The 25,036-nt window shown below is 66.9% G+C and carries 18 protein-coding genes; 3 read left to right on the top strand and 15 right to left on the bottom strand.

Annotated features, from left to right (window positions below):
- Positions 1-13: 13 nt before the first annotated feature.
- The 6 genes from pks2 to mutA form a co-directional block, all read right to left on the bottom strand.
- Positions 14-6,292 (bottom strand): sulfolipid-1 biosynthesis phthioceranic/hydroxyphthioceranic acid synthase, encoded by a 6,279-nt coding sequence (gene pks2 / locus EYZ64_RS15185; RefSeq protein ID WP_135454382.1) that lies wholly within the window; start codon positions 6,290-6,292, stop codon positions 14-16.
- Between the two features lie 968 nt (positions 6,293-7,260).
- Positions 7,261-8,526 carry an esterase/beta-lactamase LipL gene (gene lipL, locus EYZ64_RS15180; RefSeq protein WP_135454380.1) on the bottom strand — a complete coding sequence of 422 codons (1,266 nt, stop codon included), beginning with the start codon at positions 8,524-8,526 and terminating at the stop codon, positions 7,261-7,263.
- A 75-nt stretch (positions 8,527-8,601) separates the two neighbouring features.
- Complete coding sequence (locus EYZ64_RS15175; protein WP_167857840.1) at positions 8,602-8,952, bottom strand: DUF4333 domain-containing protein; 351 nt, start codon at positions 8,950-8,952, stop codon at positions 8,602-8,604.
- Between the two features lie 66 nt (positions 8,953-9,018).
- Positions 9,019-9,993 (bottom strand): methylmalonyl Co-A mutase-associated GTPase MeaB, encoded by a 975-nt coding sequence (gene meaB, locus EYZ64_RS15170; RefSeq protein WP_210115656.1) that lies wholly within the window; start codon positions 9,991-9,993, stop codon positions 9,019-9,021.
- Positions 9,990-12,248, bottom strand: a complete 2,259-nt coding sequence (scpA, locus tag EYZ64_RS15165) for a methylmalonyl-CoA mutase (protein ID WP_135454373.1) — start codon at positions 12,246-12,248, stop codon at positions 9,990-9,992. Before scpA ends, meaB begins: the two co-directional genes overlap by 4 nt.
- Before the next feature lies 1 nt (position 12,249).
- The gene (gene mutA, locus EYZ64_RS15160; RefSeq protein ID WP_210115514.1) at positions 12,250-14,112 is read right to left on the bottom strand and encodes a methylmalonyl-CoA mutase small subunit; all 1,863 of its coding nucleotides are present in this window, start codon (positions 14,110-14,112) and stop codon (positions 12,250-12,252) included.
- Positions 14,113-14,250: 138 nt separating this feature from the next.
- On the opposite strand from mutA, the gene EYZ64_RS15155 reads away from it, so the two are divergent.
- Both EYZ64_RS15155 and EYZ64_RS15150 read left to right on the top strand, forming a co-directional pair.
- Positions 14,251-15,006, top strand: a complete 756-nt coding sequence (locus EYZ64_RS15155) for a TVP38/TMEM64 family protein (RefSeq protein ID WP_135454369.1) — start codon at positions 14,251-14,253, stop codon at positions 15,004-15,006.
- Positions 15,007-15,057: 51 nt separating this feature from the next.
- Positions 15,058-15,534, top strand: coding sequence for a nitroreductase family deazaflavin-dependent oxidoreductase (locus EYZ64_RS15150; protein ID WP_135454366.1), 477 nt, complete (start codon positions 15,058-15,060; stop codon positions 15,532-15,534).
- Between the two features lie 10 nt (positions 15,535-15,544).
- Here the strand turns inward: EYZ64_RS15150 and EYZ64_RS15145 are convergent, their stop codons facing one another.
- Positions 15,545-16,744, bottom strand: coding sequence for an SPFH domain-containing protein (locus EYZ64_RS15145; protein WP_135454364.1), 1,200 nt, complete (start codon positions 16,742-16,744; stop codon positions 15,545-15,547).
- A gap of 41 nt (positions 16,745-16,785) precedes the next feature.
- The gene (locus tag EYZ64_RS15140; protein WP_135454361.1) at positions 16,786-17,220 is read right to left on the bottom strand and encodes an NfeD family protein; all 435 of its coding nucleotides are present in this window, start codon (positions 17,218-17,220) and stop codon (positions 16,786-16,788) included.
- Between the two features lie 57 nt (positions 17,221-17,277).
- Here EYZ64_RS15140 and EYZ64_RS15135 point away from each other — a divergent pair, with 57 nt between their 5' ends.
- Positions 17,278-18,135, top strand: coding sequence for an Rv1486c family protein (locus EYZ64_RS15135; protein ID WP_135454359.1), 858 nt, complete (start codon positions 17,278-17,280; stop codon positions 18,133-18,135).
- Positions 18,136-18,162: 27 nt separating this feature from the next.
- Here EYZ64_RS15135 and EYZ64_RS15130 read toward each other — a convergent pair whose 3' ends face one another.
- The 7 genes from EYZ64_RS15130 to ripB form a co-directional block, all read right to left on the bottom strand.
- A complete protein-coding gene (locus EYZ64_RS15130) occupies positions 18,163-19,182 on the bottom strand; it encodes a ferrochelatase (RefSeq protein ID WP_135454357.1) in 1,020 nt (339 codons plus the stop codon).
- Positions 19,183-19,273: 91 nt separating this feature from the next.
- Positions 19,274-20,083 carry an NADH-dependent enoyl-ACP reductase InhA gene (gene inhA, locus EYZ64_RS15125; RefSeq protein ID WP_135454354.1) on the bottom strand — a complete coding sequence of 270 codons (810 nt, stop codon included), beginning with the start codon at positions 20,081-20,083 and terminating at the stop codon, positions 19,274-19,276.
- 62 nt (positions 20,084-20,145) lie between these two features.
- On the bottom strand, positions 20,146-20,934 hold the full coding sequence (gene fabG1 / locus EYZ64_RS15120; protein WP_135454352.1) for a 3-oxoacyl-ACP reductase FabG1: 789 nt from the start codon (positions 20,932-20,934) through the stop codon (positions 20,146-20,148).
- Positions 20,935-21,018: 84 nt separating this feature from the next.
- Entirely contained in the window at positions 21,019-22,026 is a 1,008-nt protein-coding gene (locus EYZ64_RS15115; RefSeq protein ID WP_135454350.1) for a VWA domain-containing protein, read from the bottom strand.
- A 73-nt stretch (positions 22,027-22,099) separates the two neighbouring features.
- Entirely contained in the window at positions 22,100-23,044 is a 945-nt protein-coding gene (locus EYZ64_RS15110; RefSeq protein ID WP_135454348.1) for a DUF58 domain-containing protein, read from the bottom strand.
- Positions 23,041-24,204, bottom strand: a complete 1,164-nt coding sequence (gene moxR1 / locus EYZ64_RS15105; RefSeq protein ID WP_135454346.1) for a chaperone MoxR1 — start codon at positions 24,202-24,204, stop codon at positions 23,041-23,043. The genes EYZ64_RS15110 and moxR1 overlap by 4 nt, the downstream gene beginning before the upstream one ends.
- Before the next feature lie 135 nt (positions 24,205-24,339).
- Positions 24,340-25,035, bottom strand: a complete 696-nt coding sequence (gene ripB / locus EYZ64_RS15100; protein WP_135454344.1) for an NlpC/P60 family peptidoglycan endopeptidase RipB — start codon at positions 25,033-25,035, stop codon at positions 24,340-24,342.
- Position 25,036: the final 1 nt, after the last annotated feature.

Genomic DNA, 25,036 nt, shown 5'->3' with positions numbered 1-25,036 from the left:
ACCGAATTCGGCATCACGCCGTCGGTGTCAGCTCCGTGTCGGCACTGGCGATCAATTTCTCGCACAGCTTGTCGGCGAGCCCGCGAACGGTCGTGATGTCCGCCGGGCTGATCCGCACCCCGGTCTCGGTCTCGATCCTGGTCCGTACCTCGAGGTTGCCGAGCGAGTCGATGCCGTACTCGGCCAGCGGACGGTCCGGGTCGATCGAACGACGCAGCAGCACACTGATCTGGTCGGAGACCAGACGACGCAACCGCGAAGGCCATTCGTCCTGCGGAGTGGCATACAACTCGGTAAGGAAGCCGCTGGCGTCGGAATCCCCGGAACTGGCAGGACGGAACGACTCGGCGAACGGGACACGCTTGGCGAAGTCGGCAAGCCAGGACACACCCACGATCGGCGTGTAGCCGGCGTACCCGCGGTCGTGTCGCAGGATCGTCTCGAAGGCGTGTGCACCTTCGTCGGGAACGATCGCCGAGTCGGAGGCCTCGGCGAATCCGGTGCCCTTACCGATCTCGGTCCACGCTCCCCAGGCGATTGCACTGGAGCGCAGCCCTTCATTGCGCCGCCACCGGGTGAATCCGTCCAACCAGCTGTTGGCCGCCGCATACGCACCCTGCCCGGGCGAGCCCACCAGAGCCGCAGCCGACGAGAAGCAGCAGAACCAGTCCAGCGATTCCGACCGCGTCGCCTCGTGGAGGTTCCACGCGCCCACGGCTTTTGGCGTCCAATCTCGGGCCACCAGATCATCGGTGATGTTGGTCAGTGTGGCGTCTTCCACGACCGCCGCCGCGTGCAGGACACCCCGTAGCGCAAGCCCGGTGGCCGTTGCCGCCGACACCAGCGCCTCGGCGGTGGCCGCATCGGCGATGTCGCCGGTCACCACCTCCACCTCGGTACCGAGGCCCCGAATCCGGTCGAGTTCGACCAGCGCTTCGGCGGACGGCTGGGACCTGGCGTTGAGCACGATCCGGCCGCAACCGGCCGACGCCATCTTCTCGGCGAGGAACCGTCCAAGACCGCCGAGTCCACCGGTGATCACATACGCGCCATCGGAGCGGAAGGCCGGTGCGTGCTCGGGCGGCACCACGGCCGTATCGGATCCCGACTCCGGGACCTCCAACACGAGCTTGCCGGCATGCCCTGCCGCATCCATCAGTTCCATCGCCGCCGCCCAGTCGGTGAACGGATAGGTCTTGATCTCCGGAAGGGGTAGTGCGCCTTCGGCAATCTTGCCGAACACGGTGTCCAGCAGACGACGGACGACGTCGGGTCGCCGCTGGCTCAGCGTCGACAGGTCGACCGCGTGGAAGGACAGGCCCTCTCGGATCATCGCCGGCGTGAGGCTGGCGTCGCCGCGGAGATCGGCCACCCCGGTCTCCACGAACCGGCCGCCGAAGGCGAGCAGTTCCAGCCCGGCACGCTGCGCCGACCCGGTCAGCGAGTTGAGCACGACGTCGACACCGTATCCATTGGTGTCGCGGCGGATCTCATCGGCAAAACTCAGCGTGCGTGAGTCGTAGACGTACTTGATGCCCATGTCGCGCAACAGTTGTCGACGCTCGGGACTGCCCGCGGTGGCGAATACCTCGGCACCTGCTTCGCGTGCGATGGCGATGGCCGCCAGACCGAGGCCGCCGGTTGCCGAATGAATCAGCACCTTGTCCTGCGCCGATATCCGCGCCAGATCACGCAGCGCGTACCACGCCGTTGCGTGTGCGGTGGGCACAGCGGCGGCGCTTGCCGTCGCCAGCCCGTCGGGCAGTGCGACGGCAAGGTCGGAGGCACACGTGACGAACGTGCCCCAGCAGCCTGTTGTCGACACACCGGCGACCCGATCGCCCACCTTGTGGTCGGCGACGTCGGGTCCGACGGCCGTGACGATTCCGGCGAAATCGCGGCCCAGGGTTCCGGATTGCTCCGCCAGACCGGGATACCGGCCGGAGGCGGCCAGGACGTCGATGAAATTCAGGCTCGACGCGCCGACCCTCACCTCGATGCAACCGCGCTCGGGAGCGGTCCGCTCAAAGGCGGTGAGCTCCAGAGAACCGAAGTCACCCGGCGTACGGATGCTCAGGCGCACCGCGTCGGTGGACATGTCGACGTTGGTGGACAGACGCTCGTCGGCAGCCAGCGGACTCGCTCCCAGTCGCGCGGTGTACCACTTGCCGTCTCGCCAAGCGGTCTCGTCCTCGGGGCTGCCGGTGAGCAGTTGACGGGCAATGTCTTTGGCGTCGGTCCGCTCATCGATGTCGATCTGAGTCGCATGCAGCTGCGGTTGTTCGTTCCCGATCACCCGGACCAGCCCGCGAAGGCCGATCTGGTCGAGGTTGATCGCGTCGCCGGACAGCACCGATTGCGCACTACGAGTGATCAGATGGAGACGGGGGGCTTGATCGTCGACCTCGATGAGTTCACGCACGATGTGAACTACCCGCTGGACATGTTGCAGACCCCGGGAAGCCGATTGCCGGTCCCCCGCATCCGCCGCGCCGGCCAAGACCACGACGACATTGCTGTACGAGTCGGCGTCGAGGTGGTTGCGCAGTGATTCGGCATGGGCCGAGTGGTTCGCCCCTTCGGGCCAGACCACGGTCGACACGTCGCCGAGATCAGGTTCGAGCGCATCGGCCAATTCGGTGGCCAGCAGATCCGCTTCGTCGGGTGTGATCAGCAACCACCGGCCCGTTCCGGACGTCTGCACCTCCGGAAGCTCCTGCTCTTGCCAATCGACGGCGAGCAGGCGCTCGTTGAAGACGCGTTCCCGCTGACCGCTTTCAGACATTCCGGTGCCCAGGCGCAGGCCCCGAACGACCAGCAGCACCTCACCGTCCTCATCGAGGAGATCGAGATCGGCTTCCACGCTGGTGGCGTCGGCGCTGGTGACCTGCAGCAGGCAGTAATGCGCTGCCCGGGTCGAACCGGATGCCCGCAGGCTGTTCACGCCGAGCGGGAGCAGCAGCCCGCCCGGATCCTCGCCCTCGGCGTACGCCGCCACAGACTGGAAGCACACGTCGAGCAGGGCCGGATGGATCTGGTAGGCGCCCTGTTGGGACCGAATCGCACTGGGCAGGGCCACCTCAGCCAGGACACTGGTGACCGGACCCTCGGCGGTATATGCCGCCGCCAGGCCGGAGAATGCTGGCCCGTACTGAATGCCCTTCTCCGCGAACCATTTACGCAGCCCATCCCCCTCGACACGGCGAGGGTGGGCGGCCTTGAGTTCGGTGAGATCGTGCCGGGCCGGAACATCGGACGGATCGGCCTCGACGATCACCGCCGCCGCACGCCGGAGCCGTTCGCCCTGCTTGGCCGTCTCGACGAGGAAGTCCACCGCGCCCTCGGGTGTCACCGTCGCCTCGGCGGAGACCAGGGTCTCGTCGTCGAGCAGCAGCATCTGCTCGAAGGTGATGTCCCGTACCTCGCAGGCATCGCCCAACAGCGAGCGACCGGCGACCAAAGCCATCTCGCAATACGCGGCGCCCGGAAGTGCAGCCACATTGTGGACCTGATGGTCGGCCAGCCACGGCTGCGCTTCGACACCGACGTCGGCCTGCCAGACATGCCGCTCGGGATCCTCGGGAAGGACCACGTGCGCGCCCAACAACGGGTGGACGCTGAGCAGATGGCCACCGCCCGGAACGTGCTCGCGGGCATCCCGGCTGACGGTCAGGGGCTGGCGGGTCCAGGTGGGAAGCGGCGCGTCGGACAGGGTGCCCGCCGGGTACAGCGTCGCGAAATCGACTGCCGCACCAGCGCTGTGGAGGTCTCCGACATACTGCAGCAGACCGGTGGGCATCTGCGTCTCGCGTCGCATGCTCGGCAGCGCCGCGATGCTGATGTCCAGGCTGCGGGCGACCTGTTCGGCCGGGTGGACCAGCAGTGGATGCGGGGCCAGCTCACCGAACACCCGGTAGCCGTCCTCGAGTGCTGCCTGCACGGCGGCCGAGAACCGCACCGCGTGGCGCAGATTGTCGACCCAGTAATCGGCATCCGTATACGGCTCGTCACGAGGGTCGTAAGAGGTTGACGAGTAGTACGGCACCGACGGAGTGAGTGGGGTCAGGTCCGCGAGCGCCTCGACGAGGTCATCGAGGATCGGGTCGACCTGCGGCGAGTGCGACGCGACGTCGACCGCGACCTCGCGCGCCATGATGTCCCGTTGTTCCCAGTCGGCGACCAGTTCCCGAATGCGTTCGGTGGTACCTCCGACCACGGTGGACCGCGGCGAGGCGATCACCGAGATCACGACGTCGGTGATCCCGCGTGCGGCGAGTTCGGACAACACATGCTGAGCGGGCAGTTCGACCGATGCCATCGCGCCCGAACCCGAGATGCGCATCATCAGGGTCGAACGCCTGCAGATCACCTTCACGCCGTCCTGCAGCGACAGCGCGCCCGCCACCACCGCGGCGGCGGCCTCGCCCATCGAATGGCCGATCACCGCTCCGGGCAGCACTCCCCTTGACTTCAACGCCGCAGCGAGCGCTACCTGCATCGCGAAGATCGTCGGCTGCACCCGGTCAATTCCCTTGACCGGCTCGGGATCTGAAATCGCTTCGGTCACAGAGAAACCCGACTCTGCCGCGATCAGGGGCTCCAGCTCGGCAATGGCTGCCGCGAAGGCAGGCTCATTGGCAAGCAGCTGGGCGCCCATGCCGGCCCACTGCGAGCCCTGACCCGAGAACAACCACACGGGTCCGCGCTCGCCGGTACCCACCGCCGGCTCGTACACGGCGTCGCCCTCGGCGACCTCGCGCAGGGCTGCGGTGAGTTCCTCGGCGGTCGCCGCCGTCACCGTGGTTCGGACCGGCCGATGAGCGCGCCGCCTCGTCAGCGTGTACGCCAGATCAGGCAACGGCTGATCGCCGGCCTCATGGGTCAGCCAGTTGGCCAGCCGGCCCGCAGTGCGGCGCAGTTCATCGGCGGAGGTGGAGGACACCGCGAAGATCATGGCCTCGGAGTCGCCGTTCGACTCGCCGGCAGGTTCGGACCCGGCGTCAGGCGCCTGCTCGAGCACAGCGTGCACGTTGGTGCCCGACAAGCCGTAGGACGACACCGCCGCGCGACGGGGATGCGCCCCCTCGACGGGCCACTGCATCAGTTCGGTGGGCACCACCAGCGAGCTCTTGAGTCGAGCCATCGGCTCGGGCAATTCGGTGAAATGCAGGTTCGCCGGGACAGAGCCGTGCTGCAGCGCGAGCACGGCCTTGATCAGACCGATCGCGCCGGATGCCGACTGGGCGTGTCCGATGTTCGTCTTCACCGAACCGAGTGCGCACGGTCCGTCGGTGCCGTACACCGCAGCCAAACTCGCGAACTCGATGGGATCGCCGACCGGAGTTCCGGTCCCGTGGGCTTCGATCATGCCGACCGTCACGGGATCGACCCCACCGGCAGCCAGGGCCGCGCGGTAGACCGCACTCTGCGACTCCTCCGACGGGGTCGCGATGTTGATCGTGTGGCCGTCCTGGTTCGCCGCGGTCCCACGGATCACGGCGAGCACCCGGTCGCCGTCCCGCTCCGCGTCGGCAAGGCGCTTCAACAGCACCATCGCGACGCCTTCACCGGAGACGAACCCATCGGCACTGACGTCGAACGCGTGGCAGCGACCTGTGGGCGACAACATTCCCTGTGCCGAACCCGCGACCATCTTCTTCGGATCGAGCAAGAGCGAAGCGCCGCCGGCCAGGGCCAGGTCGCTTTCCGACTCGTGCAGGCTCCGGCACGCCATGTGAATGGCCAGCAAGCCCGATGAGCATGCCGAGTCCACTGTCAGCGCGGGCCCGTGAACACCGAGCGCGTAGGCAACGCGACCCGACGCGAGGCTGAAGTTCGTCCCGGCGAAGCCGTAGGCGCCGTCGAGTGCATCGGCCTCGGCGGCCACCATCTGGTAGTCGTTGTGCGTCATGCCGAGGAACACGCCGGTCAGCGAGCCGGAAACGTCGGTCGGGGCCAACCCTGCGTGCTCGAGGGCCTCCCACGACGTCTCGAGGAGCAGACGGTGCTGCGGATCGATGGACGGCGCCTCACGCTCGCCGTATCCGAAGAAGTCGGCATCGAACCCCGTGACATCGTCGAGGAACGCACCCCACTTGGACACCGAACGACCGGGCACGCCTGGCTCCGGGTCGTAATACTCGTCAGCGTCCCAGCGATCCAGCGGAACCTTCGTGACGAGGTCATCGCGTCGCAGGAGCGCCTGCCAGAACCCCGCCGGTGAGTCGATCCCGCCGGGCAGCCGGCAGCCCATGCCAATGACGGCAATCGGGGTGACTGGTGTTTCGGCCAAGTTGGCTCACCTCTCTCGATGCGATCGACCAGCAAAGCATCGATCAACATACTTAGAACGCGGAAAAGAATGTGCGCTACGTCGCCCACAACGGACGGTACCGAATCCCCGTATCCGGCACGAGTCGTTGCCAACGCGGCTCCGTAGCCTAGCGCGTGGGCCAACCTAGATGTTGGAAACATCTGATCGCAAAAACACTCCGATGTTCGCTACGCCGATCCATTTTCGCGAAATGGCAGGGCCGGTCAATTTCACTAGCGAGGCCCCACGAGGGCAACTCCCGGCACCTCATAATGCACTACTTCTACTGTGCCACAGCATGTTTCATGGCAAAGCCGAGCATTCCCAGATGGCGGTGAAAAATTATCCCGCTAACTAGTGCGGCACTAGTTTTGAACACTGAAACACGTATTCACAGGTTGTCCATCGTTTGAAAACGGTGTTCAGTTTGCCGCGTACAGTAAATTCATAGGTTGTCTTCAAATAGTTAGCCAGTGACCGGCACGCAAACTCTCGAAACCGTAGTTGAACCCAATTCATGTTCCACGCAAGCATGACCCGGATAATGGTACGATTACGTACCCGAGAAGCGCATCAGCTAATGGGTTTTGTTGACACCGCAACCTAACAACCAGCAGCGATCATGGAGATCGCAAGAATTTCGCAACCCCTGTGCGCGGCGATGCACCAACGGAGGCGGCCACCGGGCGCCGCCTGAGACTCAGCCCACGTCACGGTTGAACCCGTGACTGAACCCACTATCGGCACCGGAAGCAAACGAACCAGGGTTAACGGCGGAGATGCGCTGCACAGTAAGGAAAGGTGTCCCATGAATGGGACTGGATGTGATGTATATCACTGCAGGTAGAAGGGCCGCGGTCGGTATCGGAGGCCCGCCCGTACCCCCCGCAACGACACGAGCCGGCCTGACGTCATCCGTCAGGCCGGCTCGTGTCGATAAGAGAGAACTACCCCGCCGCGGGCTTGGGCACCTCGTGTGGGGCCGCACCGAGATCGGGTACAGCCACGTATCCCCGCTCACGGGCGCGAGTCACGTCCTTGCGAATCAGTGCGTTCAGACCGACGAACGCAGCCATGTCGAGCACCATCGGGGTCAACAAGCGGTTGTGCACAAAGCCGATCGCCAGGCCACTGGCCGGGTCCGCCCAGCCGACCGAACCACCGAGCCCTACGTGGCCGAATCCGGGCATGACCCCGAACGGAACCGAGTGATATCCGAGATGGAAGCCGAGCGGCACCCCCAGATTTCGGTCCGCACGTATGCCGGGCGGACCGGTCAGCCCGGCCACGGTGTGCTCAGACAGGTATTCCACGCCATCGAGACGGCCCCGGTTCGCGATCGCGCCGTACATCCTGGCCAGGCCGCGGGCCGTCGCGACGCCGTTGACCGCGGGCGCCTCCGAGTCCAAGAACGGGGTATCGCCTTGAACCAGCGACATCACGCCGGGGAAGTACATCGATCCGAACGCACCCGAGAAGTTCAGCGCGGCGATCCGTGGCGCCACGAAGTCGAAGACGTGGTTGGGCCACCGCCGTTGCGGAAGCAGAATCTGTGCGGCCCGGGTGGGAGCCTGCACGGGTGGTCGCCCCAGGTGCAGACCGTCTGTCCCCAACGGCTCTGCCAGCTCGATGCGGAACAGCTCGCGCATGCTCTGCCCCGTCACCGCACGAGCCAGGCCCGACAGCAGCCAGCCGTAGGTCAGCGCGTGATAGGCCGGCTTTCCGAACAGAAGTGAGTTCACCGGCGCAGTGGCAACCCGACTCTCCATCACCAGGTGATCCATCAGATCGGCTTTGCTGACGCCGTTGAGTTGAGACAGCCCGGCCTCGTGCGCCATCACCTGCCGCACCGTGATCGAGGATTTGCCATTGGCCCCAAAATCAGGCCAATACGCGCTCACCGGGCAGTCGTATTCGATCAGACCGCGGTCGACGAGGCGATGGACGACCGTCGAGGCCATCCCCTTCGTCGCGGAGAACACCATCGCGCCGGTGTCGGCTGTCCAATGCTGGGTACCGTCGCGGTCCGAGTAACCGGTCCAGACGTCGACGACAGGCTCACCGTCCTGAAGGATCACCAGCGCTCCGCCGCCGTACTTCCGGCCGGGGAACAACTTCGAGAACCCGCGGACCGTACAGGAGAAGTGCCTGTCCGCCGCGCCTTGGACGCCGTGTGGGAGCGCCTCGTCGCGCTCACCGCTGTGATCGGTCACACACTTGAATTTACCTGGACCCCCGGCAAATTTTACAAGCGTTACCTACCTGTTAGCCGAGGCTCGGCCGCCCGGTCAGGAACTCGGCTTCTCGTCCACCTTGAAGTCGATGTTGACCTTGCCGGACTCGACCGCCTTGACCGTAGCCGTGACGCCATATTTGGTGCCGTTCTTGGCCGTCAGCACACAATGTTGGGTCGCCCCCACCTTGCCGACGATACCGTCGTCGCAGGTCACGGACTTGGCCTTGGTCTTGGCCGCGGCTTCTAGCTTCTCCTTGGCCATGGTTTGCAGCTTGGTCTTGGCCACGGTGGGCTGTGCACCGGTCGACGGGCCGGTCGCCCCGCCGCCGCACGCGGTCAGCACCGCACCACCGACCATCGCGGCCGCCACGAGCGCACGCAGTTTCGCGTTCACGTCCCTCATCTCCGGGTCAGCCCAGCCTTTCGCTTCGGTGTCGCTGCGAACAGCCTAAGTGCGGTAGACGAGGTGTCAGTCGGCCGCGTCGAGAATTTCCTGGGCAGCCAGCGCCGGGGTCAACTCGCCCTCGCGCACCCGGCGTTCCACCTCGTCGCGGATGCTGCGCACACCCGGATGCGACATCACCCGGTCCAGCACGGTGTCACGCACCATCGACCAGGTCCAGTCCACCTGTTGGGCACGACGTCTGGCCTCGAACTCCCCCGCCTCGGTGAGCACCTCACGGTGTTTGAGCACCGTCTCCCACAGCTCGGCCAGCCCGTGGCCTTCGATCGCGCTCATCGTGAGAACCGGTGGCCGCCATAGCGTTTCGCGCGGGTAGATCAGCCGTATGGCGCCGGTCAGTTCACGGGCGGCCGCCTTGGCCTCGATGGCGTGTTCGCCGTCGGCCTTGTTGACGACGATGACATCGGCCAGCTCGAGCACACCCTTTTTGATGCCCTGCAACTGGTCGCCGGTGCGGGCCAGGGTGAGGAACACGAAGGTGTCGACCATGTTCGACACCGTGACCTCGGACTGCCCCACCCCGACGGTCTCGACCAGGATGACGTCGTAGCCCGCCGCCTCGAGCAGCACGATGGTCTCCCGGGTGGCCTTGGCGACCCCGCCGAGCGTCCCGGAGGTCGGCGACGGCCGGATATAGGCATCCGGATGGACCGCCAGGCGGGCCATTCTGGTCTTGTCCCCCAGGATCGAGCCGCCGGTCCGGGTCGACGACGGGTCCACTGCCAGGACCGCGACCCGGTGGCCGGCCTCGATCAGGTACATGCCGAGGGCTTCGATCGTCGTCGACTTGCCGACCCCCGGCACCCCGGTGATACCGACGTGTTGGGCTTTGCCTGCGTCTGGCATGAGCTCCAGCAGCAACTGCTGAGCCTGGTCACGATGATCGGCCCGGGTGGACTCGACCATCGTGATGGCCCGCGCCAGCGCGGCGCGGTCACCACTGCGGACGGCCGCCGCCAGTTCACGAACGGAAGCCACTATTCGCTCAGCTGGTACCCGAGCCGGTCCGCCAACTTCTGCAGCAGGCCGATGGCGGCATCGGCGATCACGGTGCCAGGCGGGAAGATCGCGGTCGCCCCGGCCTCGTACAGCTCGTCGAAATCCCCGGGCGGGATGACCCCGCCGACGACGATCATGATGTCGGGGCGGCCCACCTCGGCCAGCGCGTCACGCAGCGCTGGCACCAAGGTGAGATGCCCCGCAGCAAGCGAGGACACCCCGACCACATGCACGTCGTTGTCGGCGGCCTGACGGGCCACCTCCTCCGGGGTGGAGAACAGCGAGCCCACGTCGACGTCGAAGCCGATGTCGGCGAACGCCGTCGCGATCACCTTCTGCCCACGGTCGTGTCCGTCCTGGCCCATCTTGGCCACCAGGATGCGGGGCCGACGGCCGTCGGCCTCGGCGAACTTGTTCACCAGCTCCGTCGCGGTAGCGATGTTGCTGCCCTTTCCAACCTCGTCGCGGTAGACGCCCGAAATCGTACGGATCTCGGCCTGGTGGCGCCCGTACACCTTCTCCAGCGCGTCGGAGATCTCACCCAGGGTGGCCTTGGCGCGGGCCGCATTGATGGCCAGGGCCAGCAGGTTGTTGCCGAGTCCGTCTTCGCCCGCGGACCCGGTGGCCTCGGCGGCGCGGGTCAGCTCGGCCAGTGCAGCCTGAGTCGCCGACTCGTCGCGATCGGCACGCAGCTGCTGCAGCTTGGCCAGCTGCTCGGCGCGTACCCGGCTGTTCTCGACCTTGAGGACCTCGATCTCCTGGTCCTCTTCCACCTGGTACTTGTTGACGCCGATCAGCGGTTGGGCACCGGAGTCGATACGGGCCTGGGTCCGGGCGGCCGCCTCCTCGATACGCAGCTTCGGAATCCCGTCGCTGATCGCCTGCGCCATGCCGCCGTGCTCGTTCACCTCGTGGATGTGAGCACGTGCCTTCTCCGCCAACTGATGCGTCAGCCACTCGACGTAGTACGAGCCGCCCCACGGATCGATCGGCCGGGTGGTGCCCGACTCCTGTTGCAACAGGAGCTGTGTGTTGCGGGCGATCCGCGCCGAGAAGTCGGTCGGCAGCGCCAGCGCCTCGTCCAGGGCGTTGGTGTGCAGAGACTGCGTGTGGCCCTGCGTGGCGGCCATCGCCTCGATACAGGTGCGCGCGACGTTGTTGAACACGTCCTGCGCGGTCAGAGACCAGCCCGAGGTCTGCGAGTGGGTACGCAGCGACAGCGACTTGTCGTTCTTGGGCTCGAACTGGGCCACCAGCTCGCTCCACAGCAGCCGGCCGGCCCGAAGCTTGGCCACCTCCATGAAGAAGTTCATGCCGATGCCCCAGAAGAAGCTCAGCCGCGGTGCGAACTTGTCGATGTCCAGTCCGGCGTCCAGCCCGGCCTTGATGTACTCGACGCCGTCCGCCAGCGTGTAGGCGAGCTCCAGATCGGCTGTGGCACCGGCCTCTTGGATGTGGTAGCCCGAGATCGAGATCGAGTTGAACTTCGGCATCTTCGAGCTGGTGTAGGCGAAGATGTCCGAGATGATCCGCATCGACGGCTTGGGCGGATAGATGTAGGTGTTGCGGACCATGAACTCTTTGAGGATGTCGTTCTGGATGGTCCCGGCCAGCTTCTCCGGCGGCACACCCTGTTCCTCGGCGGCGACGACGTAGAGCGCCAGGATCGGCAGCACCGCGCCGTTCATGGTCATCGAGACACTGACCTGACCCAGGTCGATGCCGTCGAACAGCTGCCGCATGTCGAGGATGGAATCGATAGCCACACCGGCCATTCCGACGTCACCCTGCACGCGCGGGTGGTCGGAGTCGTAGCCGCGGTGGGTGGCCAGGTCGAAGGCCACCGACAGACCCTTCTGGCCGGCGGCCAGGTTGCGCCGGTAGAACGCGTTGGATTCGGCGGCGGTCGAGAACCCGGCGTACTGGCGGATGGTCCACGGCTGGTTGACGTACATCGTCGGGTACGGCCCGCGCACGAAAGGCGGTGCGCCGGGGAAGCTGTCGAGCGGATAGCCGGCTTCGGCCGCCTCGTCACGGTCGGCGGCGATGTACACCGGCTTGACGTCGATACCCTCGGGCGTGGCCCACGTGAGCTGCTCAGGCGCGTAGCCGTGGGCAGCGGCGGCCGCTGCAACGTGCTCGGTCACCGCTTCCGGGGTGACGGGCCGACCCGGCTCTTCACTGCGCAGCGGGACGTCGGCGAAGCTACGGATCTCTGATCCTGTTGTGGCAGTCATCTCAGGCCCCCAGTCCGGTGAGCAGTTTCGACAGTGCTTCGACCGCATCGATTTTTGCGGTCAGATATCCATCGGGCTTCGAATCAGATTCGGCGACGGCCTTTTCCGGGCCGGCCAGGAGCACCTCGCGGACGCCGGCGGCGTGAGCTGCCGCCACCGCGTCGGAGGCCTCCGCGCCGTAGCGGACGTCGGTGCCGCACAGCACGGCCACCGCCGGCGTACCGGCATCGGCCACCGCTCCGGCGATCGATGCGGCGTCGACGGCGCCCGGGTTGATGGCCTCGATCCCGCCGGAAGCCAACAGGTTCGATGCGAACGTGGTGCGGATGTTGTGCTCGGCCAGCGGCCCCACCGGCAGCAGCAGAACCTTGGGGCGGGCGCCGGTCGCTGCCAGGAAGGCGTCCGAGCGGTCGCGCAGCGCCTCGAATCCGGCCGCATACCGAGCGATCGACGACGCCGAACCACCTTGCGGGAGCGGCTTTTCGTCGAGGTTGGGGAACTCGTTGACACCGGTGATCGCGGTGCGGCGGTGCGCGATGTCGGCACTGCGCCGTGCAGCGACCTCGGCGATCTGGGCGGTGATGTAGTCGCGGGCCGCGACGAATCCGCCGCGCGCCTCGATGTCCTGGAAATGCGCCCAGGCCTGGTCGGCGAGTTGAGCCGTCAGGTCCTCGACAAACCACGAACCACCGGCCGGGTCGAGCACCTGACCGATGTGCGATTCCTCAAGCAGCAGCAGCTGGGTGTTGCGGGCGATGCGGCGGGCGAAACTCGTCGACGTCCCGTCCAGGCCGTCGGGAATCGCCGCATCGAACGAATGCACCTGCACGGTGTCGGCTCCCCCGACGCCCGCCGAGAAGGCGGCCAGCGTGGTGCGCAGCATGTTCACCCACGGATCCCGCTGGGTCATCATCGGCAGCGAGGTCACGGCATGGATCCGGGCGGCTCCGGCCTCAGGAGCACCGACCACCTCGGCGACCCGGGCCCACAGCTGCCGCGCAACGCGCAACTTGGCGATCGTCATGAACTGATCGTCATCGGCGGCGTAGCGGAAACTGATCTGCCGCAACGCATCCGGTGTCGCCACTCCGCCATCGTTGAGGATCCGCAGGTACGCGACGGCCGCGGCGACCGTGCCGGCGAGCTCCCATGCCGCGCTGGCGCCGAGGTTGTGGAAGGCGGGGCCGTCGACGGTGACCGCACGCACTCCACCGGCATGGCCGGTGAGCTTGGCGACGGTAGCCAACAGGTCGGCGTCGTCGGTGGCGGGCTGTCCGGACAGCGGTGCGGTCAGCGGGTCGGCGCCGAGGTCGATCGCCAACCGCGAGCGCTGGTCGTCGTCAAGGTCTTTGAGCAGGGGCAGTACCGCGTCGGCAGTGGCAGCCAGGTCCGCTCCGGTGCATTCCAGGATCACCGGCACCAGATCCAGGAATACACCGTCCAACACACGGTCCAGTTCGCCCAGGGAGATACCTCCCTCGCCGCCGACCCGCAGCGCCAGCGCGCTGGCGCCCTCGGTCAGCGCCACCAGCGCCGCACCGTTGATCGTGCCCGCAGCGCTACCCGCGACAGCGGGGAAGCTCTCGACGACCTTCCAGCCGGATTTCACGTCACGCAGGGCGTCGCCGCCGCGAACGAACGGCCATTGCCCCGGCAGGGTGGACTCCGGCCGAGCGTCCAGGCTCGTGTAGAGCGGCCTGATGGCGAAACCCTCATAGGTCTGCGAATCCAGCAGGCGTTCCGGCTCGGCCGGCAGATCGGCCACATCGCGCCGACTGCTCTTGGCCAGCACGCCGGCGACCGCCGTCCGCCACTGCCGGCGGTCCGACTCGACCGCACTAGTCCCCTGTAACGACACCCGCATCTCCTGTTATCGCAGCGTGTGACCTACCCACTCGCCCATCAGGCTAAATGATCGCCATCACGGCGCTGACCGCTGGTCGGTGGACTCACGGCAGCGCACAGCGGTGTTCACCGCCGACGGCCCGTACTGTTGTAAGACGTGAAACCCGTCGTCAGAACCCTGCGCGTGGTGCGCGCCGCGGTAATTGCGACGGCCTCCCAGTTGCCACCTCGGCGGATCGTCGGGCTGCTGGCAGGCATTGTGATTCTCGTCGCAGTTGCCGTGCTGGTTCCGTTGCCGACAGCGATGCAGATGCGGGACTGGGCCACCTCGGTGGGGCCGTGGTTCCCGCTGGCGTTCCTCGGCGCGCACATCGTGGTGACCGTCTTCCCGTTCCCCCGGACCGCCTTCACCCTGGCCGCGGGCCTGCTGTTCGGGCCGGTGCTGGGCGTGGCGATCGCGGTGGCTGCCAGCGCGGTGAGCGCGGTGCTGGCCTTGTTCCTGATCCGTGCGGCCGGCTGGCAGCTCAACCGGCTGGTGCCCCATCCTCGGATCGACTCATTGGATACCCGGCTGCGGCGGCGTGGCTGGCCGGTGGTGCTGTCCATGCGGCTGATCCCGGTGGTGCCGTTCTCGGTGCTGAATTACGCCGCGGGCGCCTCTGCCGTGCGGGTCGTGCCCTACACCCTGGCGACGTTGGTGGGACTGTTCCCCGGCACGGCGGCGGTCGTCGTCCTCGGTGACGCGTTGACCGGGAACATCAGCCCGGCGTTGGTCCTGGTGTCGCTGAGCACCGCTGCACTCGGGGTGGCCGGACTGGTGTACGAGATGCGCCTGCACCACCGCGAGCGCGCGCGTCCGCAGGCCGACACGCCTCAATCGGTTGGCATCTCGCGCACATTCACGGAGCCGTGAGCGCGGTCGCCGCGTGACGGGGAGGCGGCACGAGGCGGAGGGAGACAACGCATGAGCGCACTGCCCGATCTCGGTGCTCGACTCTTACACAACCGCCGGCTGGTGCGTGCCCCGATATGGCTCTACCGGATGCGGGCGGGGGCGTTGCTCGGCGCGAGAATGATGATGCTCGAACACATCGGCCGCACCTCCGGCGCGCGCCGCTACGTCGTGCTCGAGGTGGTGGACCGTCCCGGTCCCGACGCCGTCATCGTCGCCTCCGGTTTCGGCGCGAAAGCCCAGTGGTTCCGCAACATCGCCGTCAATCCGCAGGTCCGGGTGTGGCTCGGCAGCCACCGGCCGGTGGCCGGCGACGCGCATGTCCTCGACCAGCGCAGCGCCGACCAGGTCCTGACCGACTACCGGCAGCGCCACCCGGCGACGTGGCAGCAGTTCAAACTCGTCCTCGAAGAATCGCTCGGCCAACCGATCACCGAAACCGACACCCCGCTGCCGCTGGTCGAGATCCGGCTACAGCCTCAGCGCTGACGCGCCCGCCTCACAGCGCGCGGTGCGCGCCGCCCTCCAGTTCATTGGGCGGGGTCTGCGGCGGGGTCTCCAACGACGCCTGCGGCGGCCTGGCACCCAGCGGCGGAGTGCTGGCCCGCGCCTCGGCCTCGGCCTTGGCCACGGCCCGGGCGATCTCCGGATCGGTCTCCGTGTTGAACCACGCGGCGACCTCGTCGCTGTCGTCCTCGGGCTTTGGCAGATCCTCGTCGACGGGCGACGGCGTATACCGGAACACGCCGTCCTCGCCCGGTGCCCCCAGCAGCTTGGTGAAACCCTGTAACGCCGAACCGAAGTCGCTGGGCACCACCCAGACCTTGTTGGCCTCCCCCTTGGCCATCTGCGGCAACGTCTGCAGGTACTGATAGGCCAGCATCTCGGGGGTGGGTCGGCCTGCCTTGATCGCGGCGAAGGTCTTCTCGATGGCCTTGGCCTGGCCTTGCGCCTGCAGATATTGGGCGGCCCGCTCACCCTGGGCCCGCAACATCCGGGACTGCCGGTCGGCCTCGGCAGCCAGAATCGCGGCCTGCTTGGCGCCCTCGGCCGCCAGGATCTGCGACTGCTTCTGCCCCTCGGCCTGCTTGATCGACGACTCCCGCACACCCTCGGCGGTCAGGATCATGGCCCGCTTCTCGCGATCGGCCTTCATCTGCTTTTCCATCGACTCCTGGATCGACGGCGGCGGATCGATGCTGCGCAACTCCACCCGCGCCACGCGAAGCCCCCACCGGCCGGTCGCCTCGTCGAGCACGCCGCGCAACTGGCCATTGATCGAGTCACGCGAAGTCAGCGTCTGCTCCAGGGTCATGCCACCGACGACGTTGCGCAGCGTGGTGGTGGTCAGCTGTTCCACACCGACGATGTAGTTGCTGATCGAGTACACGGCGGCCTGCGGATTCGTCACCTGGAAATAGACCACGGTGTCGATGTTGAGCGTCAGGTTGTCCTCGGTGATCACCGGCTGCGGTGGGAAGGACACCACCCGCTCGCGCAGGTCCACCCGGGCCCGGATCCGATCGATGAACGGCACCAGCAGCGTCAGCTGACCGCTGACGGTGCGGCTGTAGCGACCTAGACGCTCGATCACCGCGGCCTCGGCCTGAGGAATGAGCGCAACCGACTTGGCCACGACAATGATCGCGAACACCACAAGCACAAGCAGCAAAACCAGCCCGGCTACGGCACCGTCCATGGTGAACCCCTCCCTGGGTACTACGTCGATTTGAAGCGGTACTACATCGTTTTGAAGACCACCGCGGTGGCGCCGTCGATCCTCACGACGGTCACGTGGTCACCCGGTTCGTACACATCGTGGTCGTTGAGGGGGCGCGCCGTCCAGACCTCGCCGTCGAGCTTGACCTGCCCCTCGTGCTGCGCCACCCGGTCCAGCACCAGCGCGGACTTTCCCTCCAGCGCCTTGACCGGTTCGGGAAGCCCTCGTCCGATCTCGAAACGGCGCCGTAGCGCGGGCCGCACCAAGACCAGCAAAAGCACCGAAACCACGAGAAACGTCGCACCGTCAGCCCACAGCGGCAGGTCGAACAGCCAACTCGAACCGCTCGCGGCCAGTGCGCCGCCGGCCAGCATCAGCAGAAACATGTCGCCGGTCAGCGCCTCTGCCCCGGCGAGTCCCAGCGCCAGGACGAGCCAGATCAGCGGTAGGGGCATACGCCCACCCTATCGGGTCAGGCCTGATCGGCGACCGGCAATTACACTGCCAACATCATGTGGTGTCCAAGTGCAACGCTTTCGATGTGGGCCAACGCCTGGCTCGCCGGCGCAGCCGCGCCTGACGACGTCCTCGACGCGTTATCCCAGTGGGCACCAATGCATTCTGTAACCGCCTACGACTCGCAGGCCGCAGTCCGCACCGGGCTGCCTTGGCCGGAGTTGGAGGACTCCGGTTCGGTGTCGCTGCTGCAGACCCTCCGCACGGCCGTCGGCAGATCCGGCACCAGGCCGTCGATCAGGGTGGCCCTACCGGTTCCCGGCGACGTCCGCGGATTGCCTGCCGGCTCGCAGTTCCAACGGGATGCGCTGACCGTCGGTGAAGCGGTGCTGGTGACCCATGACGAACTGGACGGGGTCGGGCTGGTGCCGGAGTTCGAGTACTTCGAATTCGACGACGTGGAAACCGAATCCGCGTTCGAGCCGGAGCCGCGGGCGCTGTCGTGGACCGTGTACTCACTGCCGGTTCTGCCGGCGCCGCAGCACTACGATCTGGGTGAGGCCGAGTACGAGTTGCGGTCGGCGGTGCGCTCGGCCGCCGACACCCTGGTCGCGTTGCGGGCGGGCGTCGGTGTCGATGTCGACGATCCCCGCGGCATGGTGGAAGACATCCTCGAAGCCGGCCGGTTGCACACGATCCCCGACCATGCCCCGACCCGGGCCGTGCGGGTGCTGGAGAACGCCGCCCATGTGGAGGCGATCGTCACGGTGAGCTCGGGACTGATGCCGATCGGCCTGCAGAGCTCCTCAGAGGTGCAGATCGCCGGCGATGCCATACGGCCGTTGGACCGGGTGGTCCGCTCGGCACGGCTGGCCGCCCTCGAGGCGATCCTGCAATCCGCCTGGCGGGACTGACTTTTCCGGACCCTGATGGTTCGCGCGCTAGGACGGCGTGCCACAGCAGTGCGGCGAGCACGGCGCACCGTTGATGCTGAATCCGTAGCCGGCGACCGGGTCGGGGCCTGCCGCCCGCAGCGGTGCCGCGCCGGCGCGCAACTCATCGATCAACCCGGCGGCCAACCGAGCGAAACGCTTGTCGGCGTTCGGAGTGCTGGCCCGCGCGAAGGCGATACCTGCTTGTTCGGCTTGCAGTCGCAGCTCGTGATCGAGATCCCACACGACCTCGATGTGGTCGGCGACGAACCCGATCGGGCACACGATGACCGCCCGGGTTCCCTTCTGGCCTAACACAGTCAGGTGATCGGCAACGTCAGGCTCCAGCCACGGGATCCGGGGCGGACCCGACCGCGACTGCCACACCTGGTCGAAGTCCTCGTAACCCGCGGCGGCGGCCACCAGCCGCGTCGCGTAGTCGACCTGGCGACTGTAGAGCCGCGGGCCGTGCCGCTCATCGGCGGCGGTCGGGATCGAATGCGCGGTGAACACCAACCGGGCCTCGTCGCGCAGTTCGGCGGGCAGTGTGGCTGCCGAGGCCGAGATCGCGTCGGCGAACATCTCCACCAACAGCGGATGGTCGAAGTACTGGCGCAGTTTGACCAACTCCGGCGCGTCATCACCCACCGCGGTGCGTGCCCGGGCGATGTCCTCGACGTACTGGGTGCAGCTGGAATAACCGCCCCAGGCCGATGTGGTGAACACCGCCGCCCGTCGAATCCCGTTGTCTCGCATCGCCGCAACCGTGTCTTCGACATACGGTTCCCAGTTCCGGTTGCCGAAGTAGACGGGGATACCGGGCAACTCGGCCCGCAACTGCTCGATGAGTGCCCGGTTGATCCCGTTGATCGGCGACACCCCGCCGAAATGCAGGTAGTGCTCGGCGACGTCGGCCAACCGCTCGGCGGGGATGCCGCGGCCCCGGGTCACGTTCTCCAGGAACGGCATCACCTGGTCCGGCGCCTCCGGTCCCCCGAAGGACAGCAGCAGAACTGCGTCAAACTCCATCAGCTTGCCTCTCCCCTAACCGCGAAACCGCATTCCGGCAGGATTTGTGCGAGTACACACCTGCTGGAATGCGGTTTCGGCATAAAACAAGTCAGAGCAGCTGGGTGCTGGCGCCGCCGTCGGCGTAGATGATGGTGCCGGTGGTGGCCGGCAGCCAATCCGACAGCAACGCGCACACCGTCTTGGCGACCGGCTCCGGGTCCTTCATGTTCCAGCCGACGGGCGCACGCTGATCCCAGCCCTCTTCGAGCAGCCGCATCTGATCCCCGGCTTCGGCACCCAGCGCGCCGCCGACGATGGCGCTCATGGCCAGCGTCCGGATCGGTCCCGCCGCAACAAGGTTGGAGCGGACACCGAACGGGCCGGCCTCGCGGGCGACGAACCGGTTGACCGACTCGAGTGCGCTCTTGGCCACCGTCATCCAGTTGTAGGCCGGCATCGCCCGGGTCGGGTCGAAGTCCATGCCGACGATGCTGCCGCCTTCGTTCATGATCGGCAGCGTGGCCTTGGCCAGCGAGGCGTAGGAGTACGCCGAGATGTGGATGCCCTTGGCGACGTCCTCGTAGGGGGCGTCGAAGAAGGGGTTGACGCCCATGCCGGTCTGCGGCATGAAGCCGATCGAGTGCACCACACCGTCGAGCTTGTTGCCCGCGCCGATGACCTCGGCGACCCGGTCGGCCAGGCTTGCCAGGTGCTCCTCGTTCTGCACGTCGAGCTCCAGCAGCGGGGCCGGCTTGGGCAGCCGGTCGGCGATGCGCTGGATCAGCTTCATCCGGTCGAACCCGGTGAGCACCAGCTCAGCACCGGCCTCCTGGGCCACCTTGGCGATGTGGAACGCGATCGACGAGTCCGTGATGATCCCGGTGACCAGAATGCGCTTGCCTTCGAGCAAACCTGCCATTGTCCTGACTCCTACTTCGGTGAAGAGTTGTGCGAAAGTTCTTGCAATCCAGAGCTTTTAGATCAGTGCCCCATGCCCATGCCGCCGTCGACGGGGATCACCGCACCGGCGATGTACCCGGCGTCCTCGGAGGCCAGGAAGCTGACCGCACCGGCCACCTCGTCTGCGGTGCCGACGCGCTTGGCCGGAATGAACTCCAGGGCGCCCGCCTGGATCCGCTCGTCGAGGGCACGGGTCATCTCGGTGTCGATGTAGCCCGGGGCCACGACGTTCGCGGTGACGCCGGCCTTGGACAGCTCCCGGGAGATCGAGCGGGCCATGCCGATCAGACCGGCCTTGGCCGCCGCATAGTTGGCCTGGTTGCCGATACCCCACATGCCCGAGACCGAGCCGATGAAGATGATCCGGCCGAAACGCTTGCGCTGCATGCTGCGCGACGCGCGCTGCGCCACCCGGAATGCCCCGGTGAGGTTCGCGTTGATGACGTTCTCGAAGCGTTCCTCGGTCATCCGCATGAGGAACGCGTCCTGGGAGATACCGGCGTTGGACACCAGTACCTCGACCGGACCCTGGTGCTCTTCGACTTCCTTGAACGCACGGTCGACGGCTTCGTTGTCGGTGACGTCGCACACGACGCCGAACAGCCCGTCGGGCGCTCCGGATCCGCGGTGGGTGACGGCCACCTTGTGCCCGTCGGCGGCCAGTCGCTGCGCGATCGCCAGGCCGATCCCCCGGTTTCCACCGGTGACCAGCACGGAACGGGGAACAAAGGCCGGTCGGCCGCCGGCTTCTCCAGCGGCGCTTTCGGAAACGGTTTCGGCGTCGGCTTTCGCGACAACAGCGTCACTCATGCCCGCCAACTTATCTCCTCACCAGCATGGTCTGAAAATCGCATCACCCGTGTGGACCGGCGCCCGCGGGCGCCGGATCGGGTCCTAACCGGGGAGTCTGCGATTGATCAGCAGGGCCAGCACACCGGCGGCTGCCAGCACCAACGCACCCAGCCGCAGCCAGCCGAGGCTGGCGTCGCCCTTGATGGTCTCGTAGCCGATCTGCTGCTGCAGCGAGGTGAATACCTGCTTGAGCTGTTCCAGGCTGGACGCGGTGAAGGCGTCACCGCCGGACAGCTTGGCGATCTTGCCGAGCATCTCGTCGTCGACGGGCACCGGCTGGCGCTGATCATTGATCTCGACGTAGCCGTACGGCGTGCCGAAGGACACCGTGGAGATCGGCACTCCCTGGTCCTTGGCGGTGCGGGCGGCGGTGTACGCGCCCTTGGGATTGTCCGGGTTGGACGGCACGGTCTCCTTGCCGTCGGACATCAGCACGATGCGCGCCGGCGGCTTCTCGTCACCGCCGCCGATCACCGCGCCGACGGTGGCGATCGCCTGCAGCGCCGTGAAAATGCCCTCACCGGTGGCGGTCCGGTCGGCCAACTGCAGCTTGTCCAGGCCGTTCTTGGTGGCCTCACGGTTGGTGGTCGGCTGCACCAGCACAGTCGCCGTGCCGGCGTAGGCGATGAGGCCGAGGTTGATCCCCGGGGTCAGCTGATCGGCGAACTGCTTGGCGGCTTCCTGCGCGGCGGCCAACCGGCTGGGCGCGACGTCGGTCGCACGCATCGATTGCGACACGTCGATCACCAGCATCACCACCGCACGGTTGCGCGGAATCCGCACATCATGGGTAGGACCGGCCATCGCGACCGTCAACAGGACGAGTGCGACGGCCAACAGCGCCGCCGGCAGATGCCGCCAGCGGGTCGGCTGCTTGGGCGCCACACTTTCGAGCAGCTCCATGTTGGCGAACCGCAGGATCCGCTGCTTCCGCGCACGCTGCACGATGACGTAGTACGCCAACAGGCCCAGTACCACGAAGAGAAACAGGAACCACCACGCGTGCGCGAAGCCCGTCAGGCTCATCGGACCGAGAATCGGTAAAGTCATGTGCTAGAAGTCATTTCGGTTGGTTGCTGGTCAAGCTTCGTCTACCTGTGTCCGTCGCTCTTCGCGCGAGCGCTCATCGGCTGGCCAGGGCGCCGCGCCGCCGACTCGCCACAAACCGGACCACATCGGCGATCCAGTCCCGGTCGGTGCGGAGGCTCAGCAGCGGTGCATCGCACCGCCGCAATGTGCGGGCCACTTCCTCACGATGGGTCGCGGCGGCCCGCTCGAAATCGCTGCGCAACTGCTCGTCGATGGTGAACTCGCGGGTGACACCGGTCTCGGTGTCCTGCAGCACCACATCGCCGACAGCAGGCAACTCGACGTCGCGCGGGTCGAGGATCTCGATGCCCAGTACCTCGTGGCGCCCGGCGATGGCCCGCAGCGGGCGCATCCAGTTGATCGGCCCGAGGAAGTCACTGATGATCACGGCCATGCCGCGCCTGCGCTCGGGACGACGGAGAGCATCGATGGCACCGGCCAGGTCGCCCCGCACCCCGGGCGCGGCCTTCGGCGTGGTGGCGATCGCCCGCAGCAGCTCCTGCTCGTGCAGACGCCCACTCAATGCCGGAACCCGTCGCACGGTCTCCCCGTTGGCGATGATCGCGCCGATCCGGTTGCCGCCACCGCTGTTGAGGAACGCGATCGCGGCCGCGGCCGCCACCGCCAGATCACGCTTCTCGCAGCCGGTAGTACCGAAGTCCATGCTGGCCGACATGTCGACGACCAACCAGGTCTCCAGTTCGCGGTCGGCGATCATCTGTCGCACGTGGGGCGTCTGTGTCCGCGCCGTCACCGACCAGTCCATCCGGCGCACGTCATCGCCGGGCTGGTAGATCCGCGAGTCCCCCGGCTCTGATCCCGGACCCGGGATCAGACCGAGGTGGTCGCCGTGCAGAACCCCGTCGAGCTTGCGCCGCACCGTCAGCTCAAGCTTGCGCAACGCCGCCGTCAACGCCGGGTCCCGAATCTCCCCGCGCTTCAGAGACGGCAGGTCGACGGTGCGTCGGGAACTGGTCACCGACCACCCGCCGCGCCGGCCGCGGCGGGTACGGCGGGCGGAACCGAATGGCCTTGCTGCGGTAGAGCGTTCACCTGCGGCAGGGCAACCGTCTGCAGGATCCGGTTCACCACGGTCTCCGCGGAGACCTCGTCGGCCAGCGCGTCGTAGGTGAGCACCAGGCGGTGCCGCAGCACGTCGGGGATCACCTCGACGACGTCCTGCGGGATGACGTAGTCACGCCCGCGCACCAGGGCCAGCGCGCGGGCGGCCGAGATGATGCCGAGCGAGGCACGCGGCGAAGCACCGTAGGCGATCCACGCCTTGGCGTCGGGCATGCCGAACTTCTCGGGCTCGCGCGTGGCGGTGACGATTCGCACCACGTAGTCCACCAGCGCGTGGTGCACGAAGGTGTTGGCCGCGAGTTCCTGCAACCGCAGCAGGTCGCCGGTGTTCAGGATCTGCTTGGGCTCCGGGGGCTTGACGCCCATCCGGTAGATGATCTCGCGCTCTTCCTCCGGCGACGGGTAGTCGACGTTGAGCTTGAACAGGAAGCGGTCGCGCTGGGCTTCCGGGAGCGCGTAGACGCCTTCCTGCTCGATCGGGTTCTGGGTGGCCATCACCAGGAACGGGCTGGGCAGCGGGAAGGTCTTGCCGCCGATGGAGATCTTGCGCTCGGCCATCACCTCGAGCAGGGCCGACTGAACCTTGGCAGGCGCACGGTTGATCTCGTCGGCGAGCAGGAAGTTGACCACCACCGGGCCGAGCTCGATGTCGAAGTCTTCCTTGCCCTGCCGGTAGATGCGGGTACCGATGATGTCGGTGGGCACCAGGTCAGGGGTGAACTGGATGCGGGCAAAGGTGCCGCCGACGACCTTGGCGAACGTCTCGACGGCCAGCGTCTTGGCCACACCGGGCACGCCTTCGAGCAGCACATGGCCCTTGGCGAGAAGTCCGACGAGCATCCGCTCGACGAGCTGATCCTGGCCGACGATGATCCGCTTGACCTCGAAGATGGCGCGTTCCAGGGTGTGCACCTCGGCCTGCAGACTGCCGTTGGTCGCTGCTGGTGGTGCGGCCGGCGCGGCAGGGGAGCCGGTCGATCCGGGCGGGAAACCTGGCGCCGGGCTCGAGCCGGGATAACCTCCGGCGCCCTGCGGCGGTCCACTCGGTGACGTCATCAACTTCCTCCCACGGTATTCGACTACAAACGCTGGTCTTGCATTTTTTGCTCTACGGGCAATCGGGAGCCCGCCGTCAACTATTCCAGGCACTTCGAGATCCGTCGACGCTGCCCGGAAGAGTTAAGGTTCCGCTCAGGATTCGATGATGCGGGCCGCATAGGGCTGGATGCCTCCGGTGCGGACCGGGCTCACCGTCACTTTGCCCGCACTGCCCGACGCCTCCAACATCTTTCCGCCGCCGAGGTACATCGCGACGTGCTGGCTACCGCCCGGACCCCAGAACAAGAGGTCACCCCGCTTCGCCTGGGCCACCGGCACCTTGCGGCCGGTGTTGTACTGGTCCCCGGAGTACTTGGGAATCTGCACTCCGACCCCGGCGAACGCATATCGGGTGAAGCCCGAGCAGTCGTAGCCCATCTTGCCGGCGTCGTAGTCCACACCGGGGCCGGGACCGGTCAGCGTGCCACCACCCCACGAGTAAGGCACGCCCATCTGGGAACCTCCGCGCCGGATGGCGTATTCGATGGCCTGCGGACCGCGTACCCGGCCGCCGGGGAACGTGGAGGCCGCTTGTTTCGGGGCCAGCCCGATGGTCTGTAGGAACTGCTGTCCGAGGTTCTGGGTGGTCTGTAGCGCGAGCTGGCTGACTTGGAACGAAGCGTTGGCGATAGCCACCGGATCACCCGGTGCCCCGGAGCTGACGATCTTCGGGAGGGTGGGATCCCACTGCCCGTCGTCGGGCGCGGCACTGGCCGGCGTCACCAGACCGATCGCCGCGAACGCAGTTGCGGCGATCAGGATCAGGCATCGTAAGACGAAGGAGCGCAAT

The sequence above is a fragment of the Mycobacterium sp. DL99 genome (genome assembly GCF_004762045.1).
Lineage (GTDB): Bacteria > Actinomycetota > Actinomycetes > Mycobacteriales > Mycobacteriaceae > Mycobacterium.
Note: the sequence above shows the minus strand (reverse complement) of the source record. Positions and strands in the feature narration are given on the sequence as shown.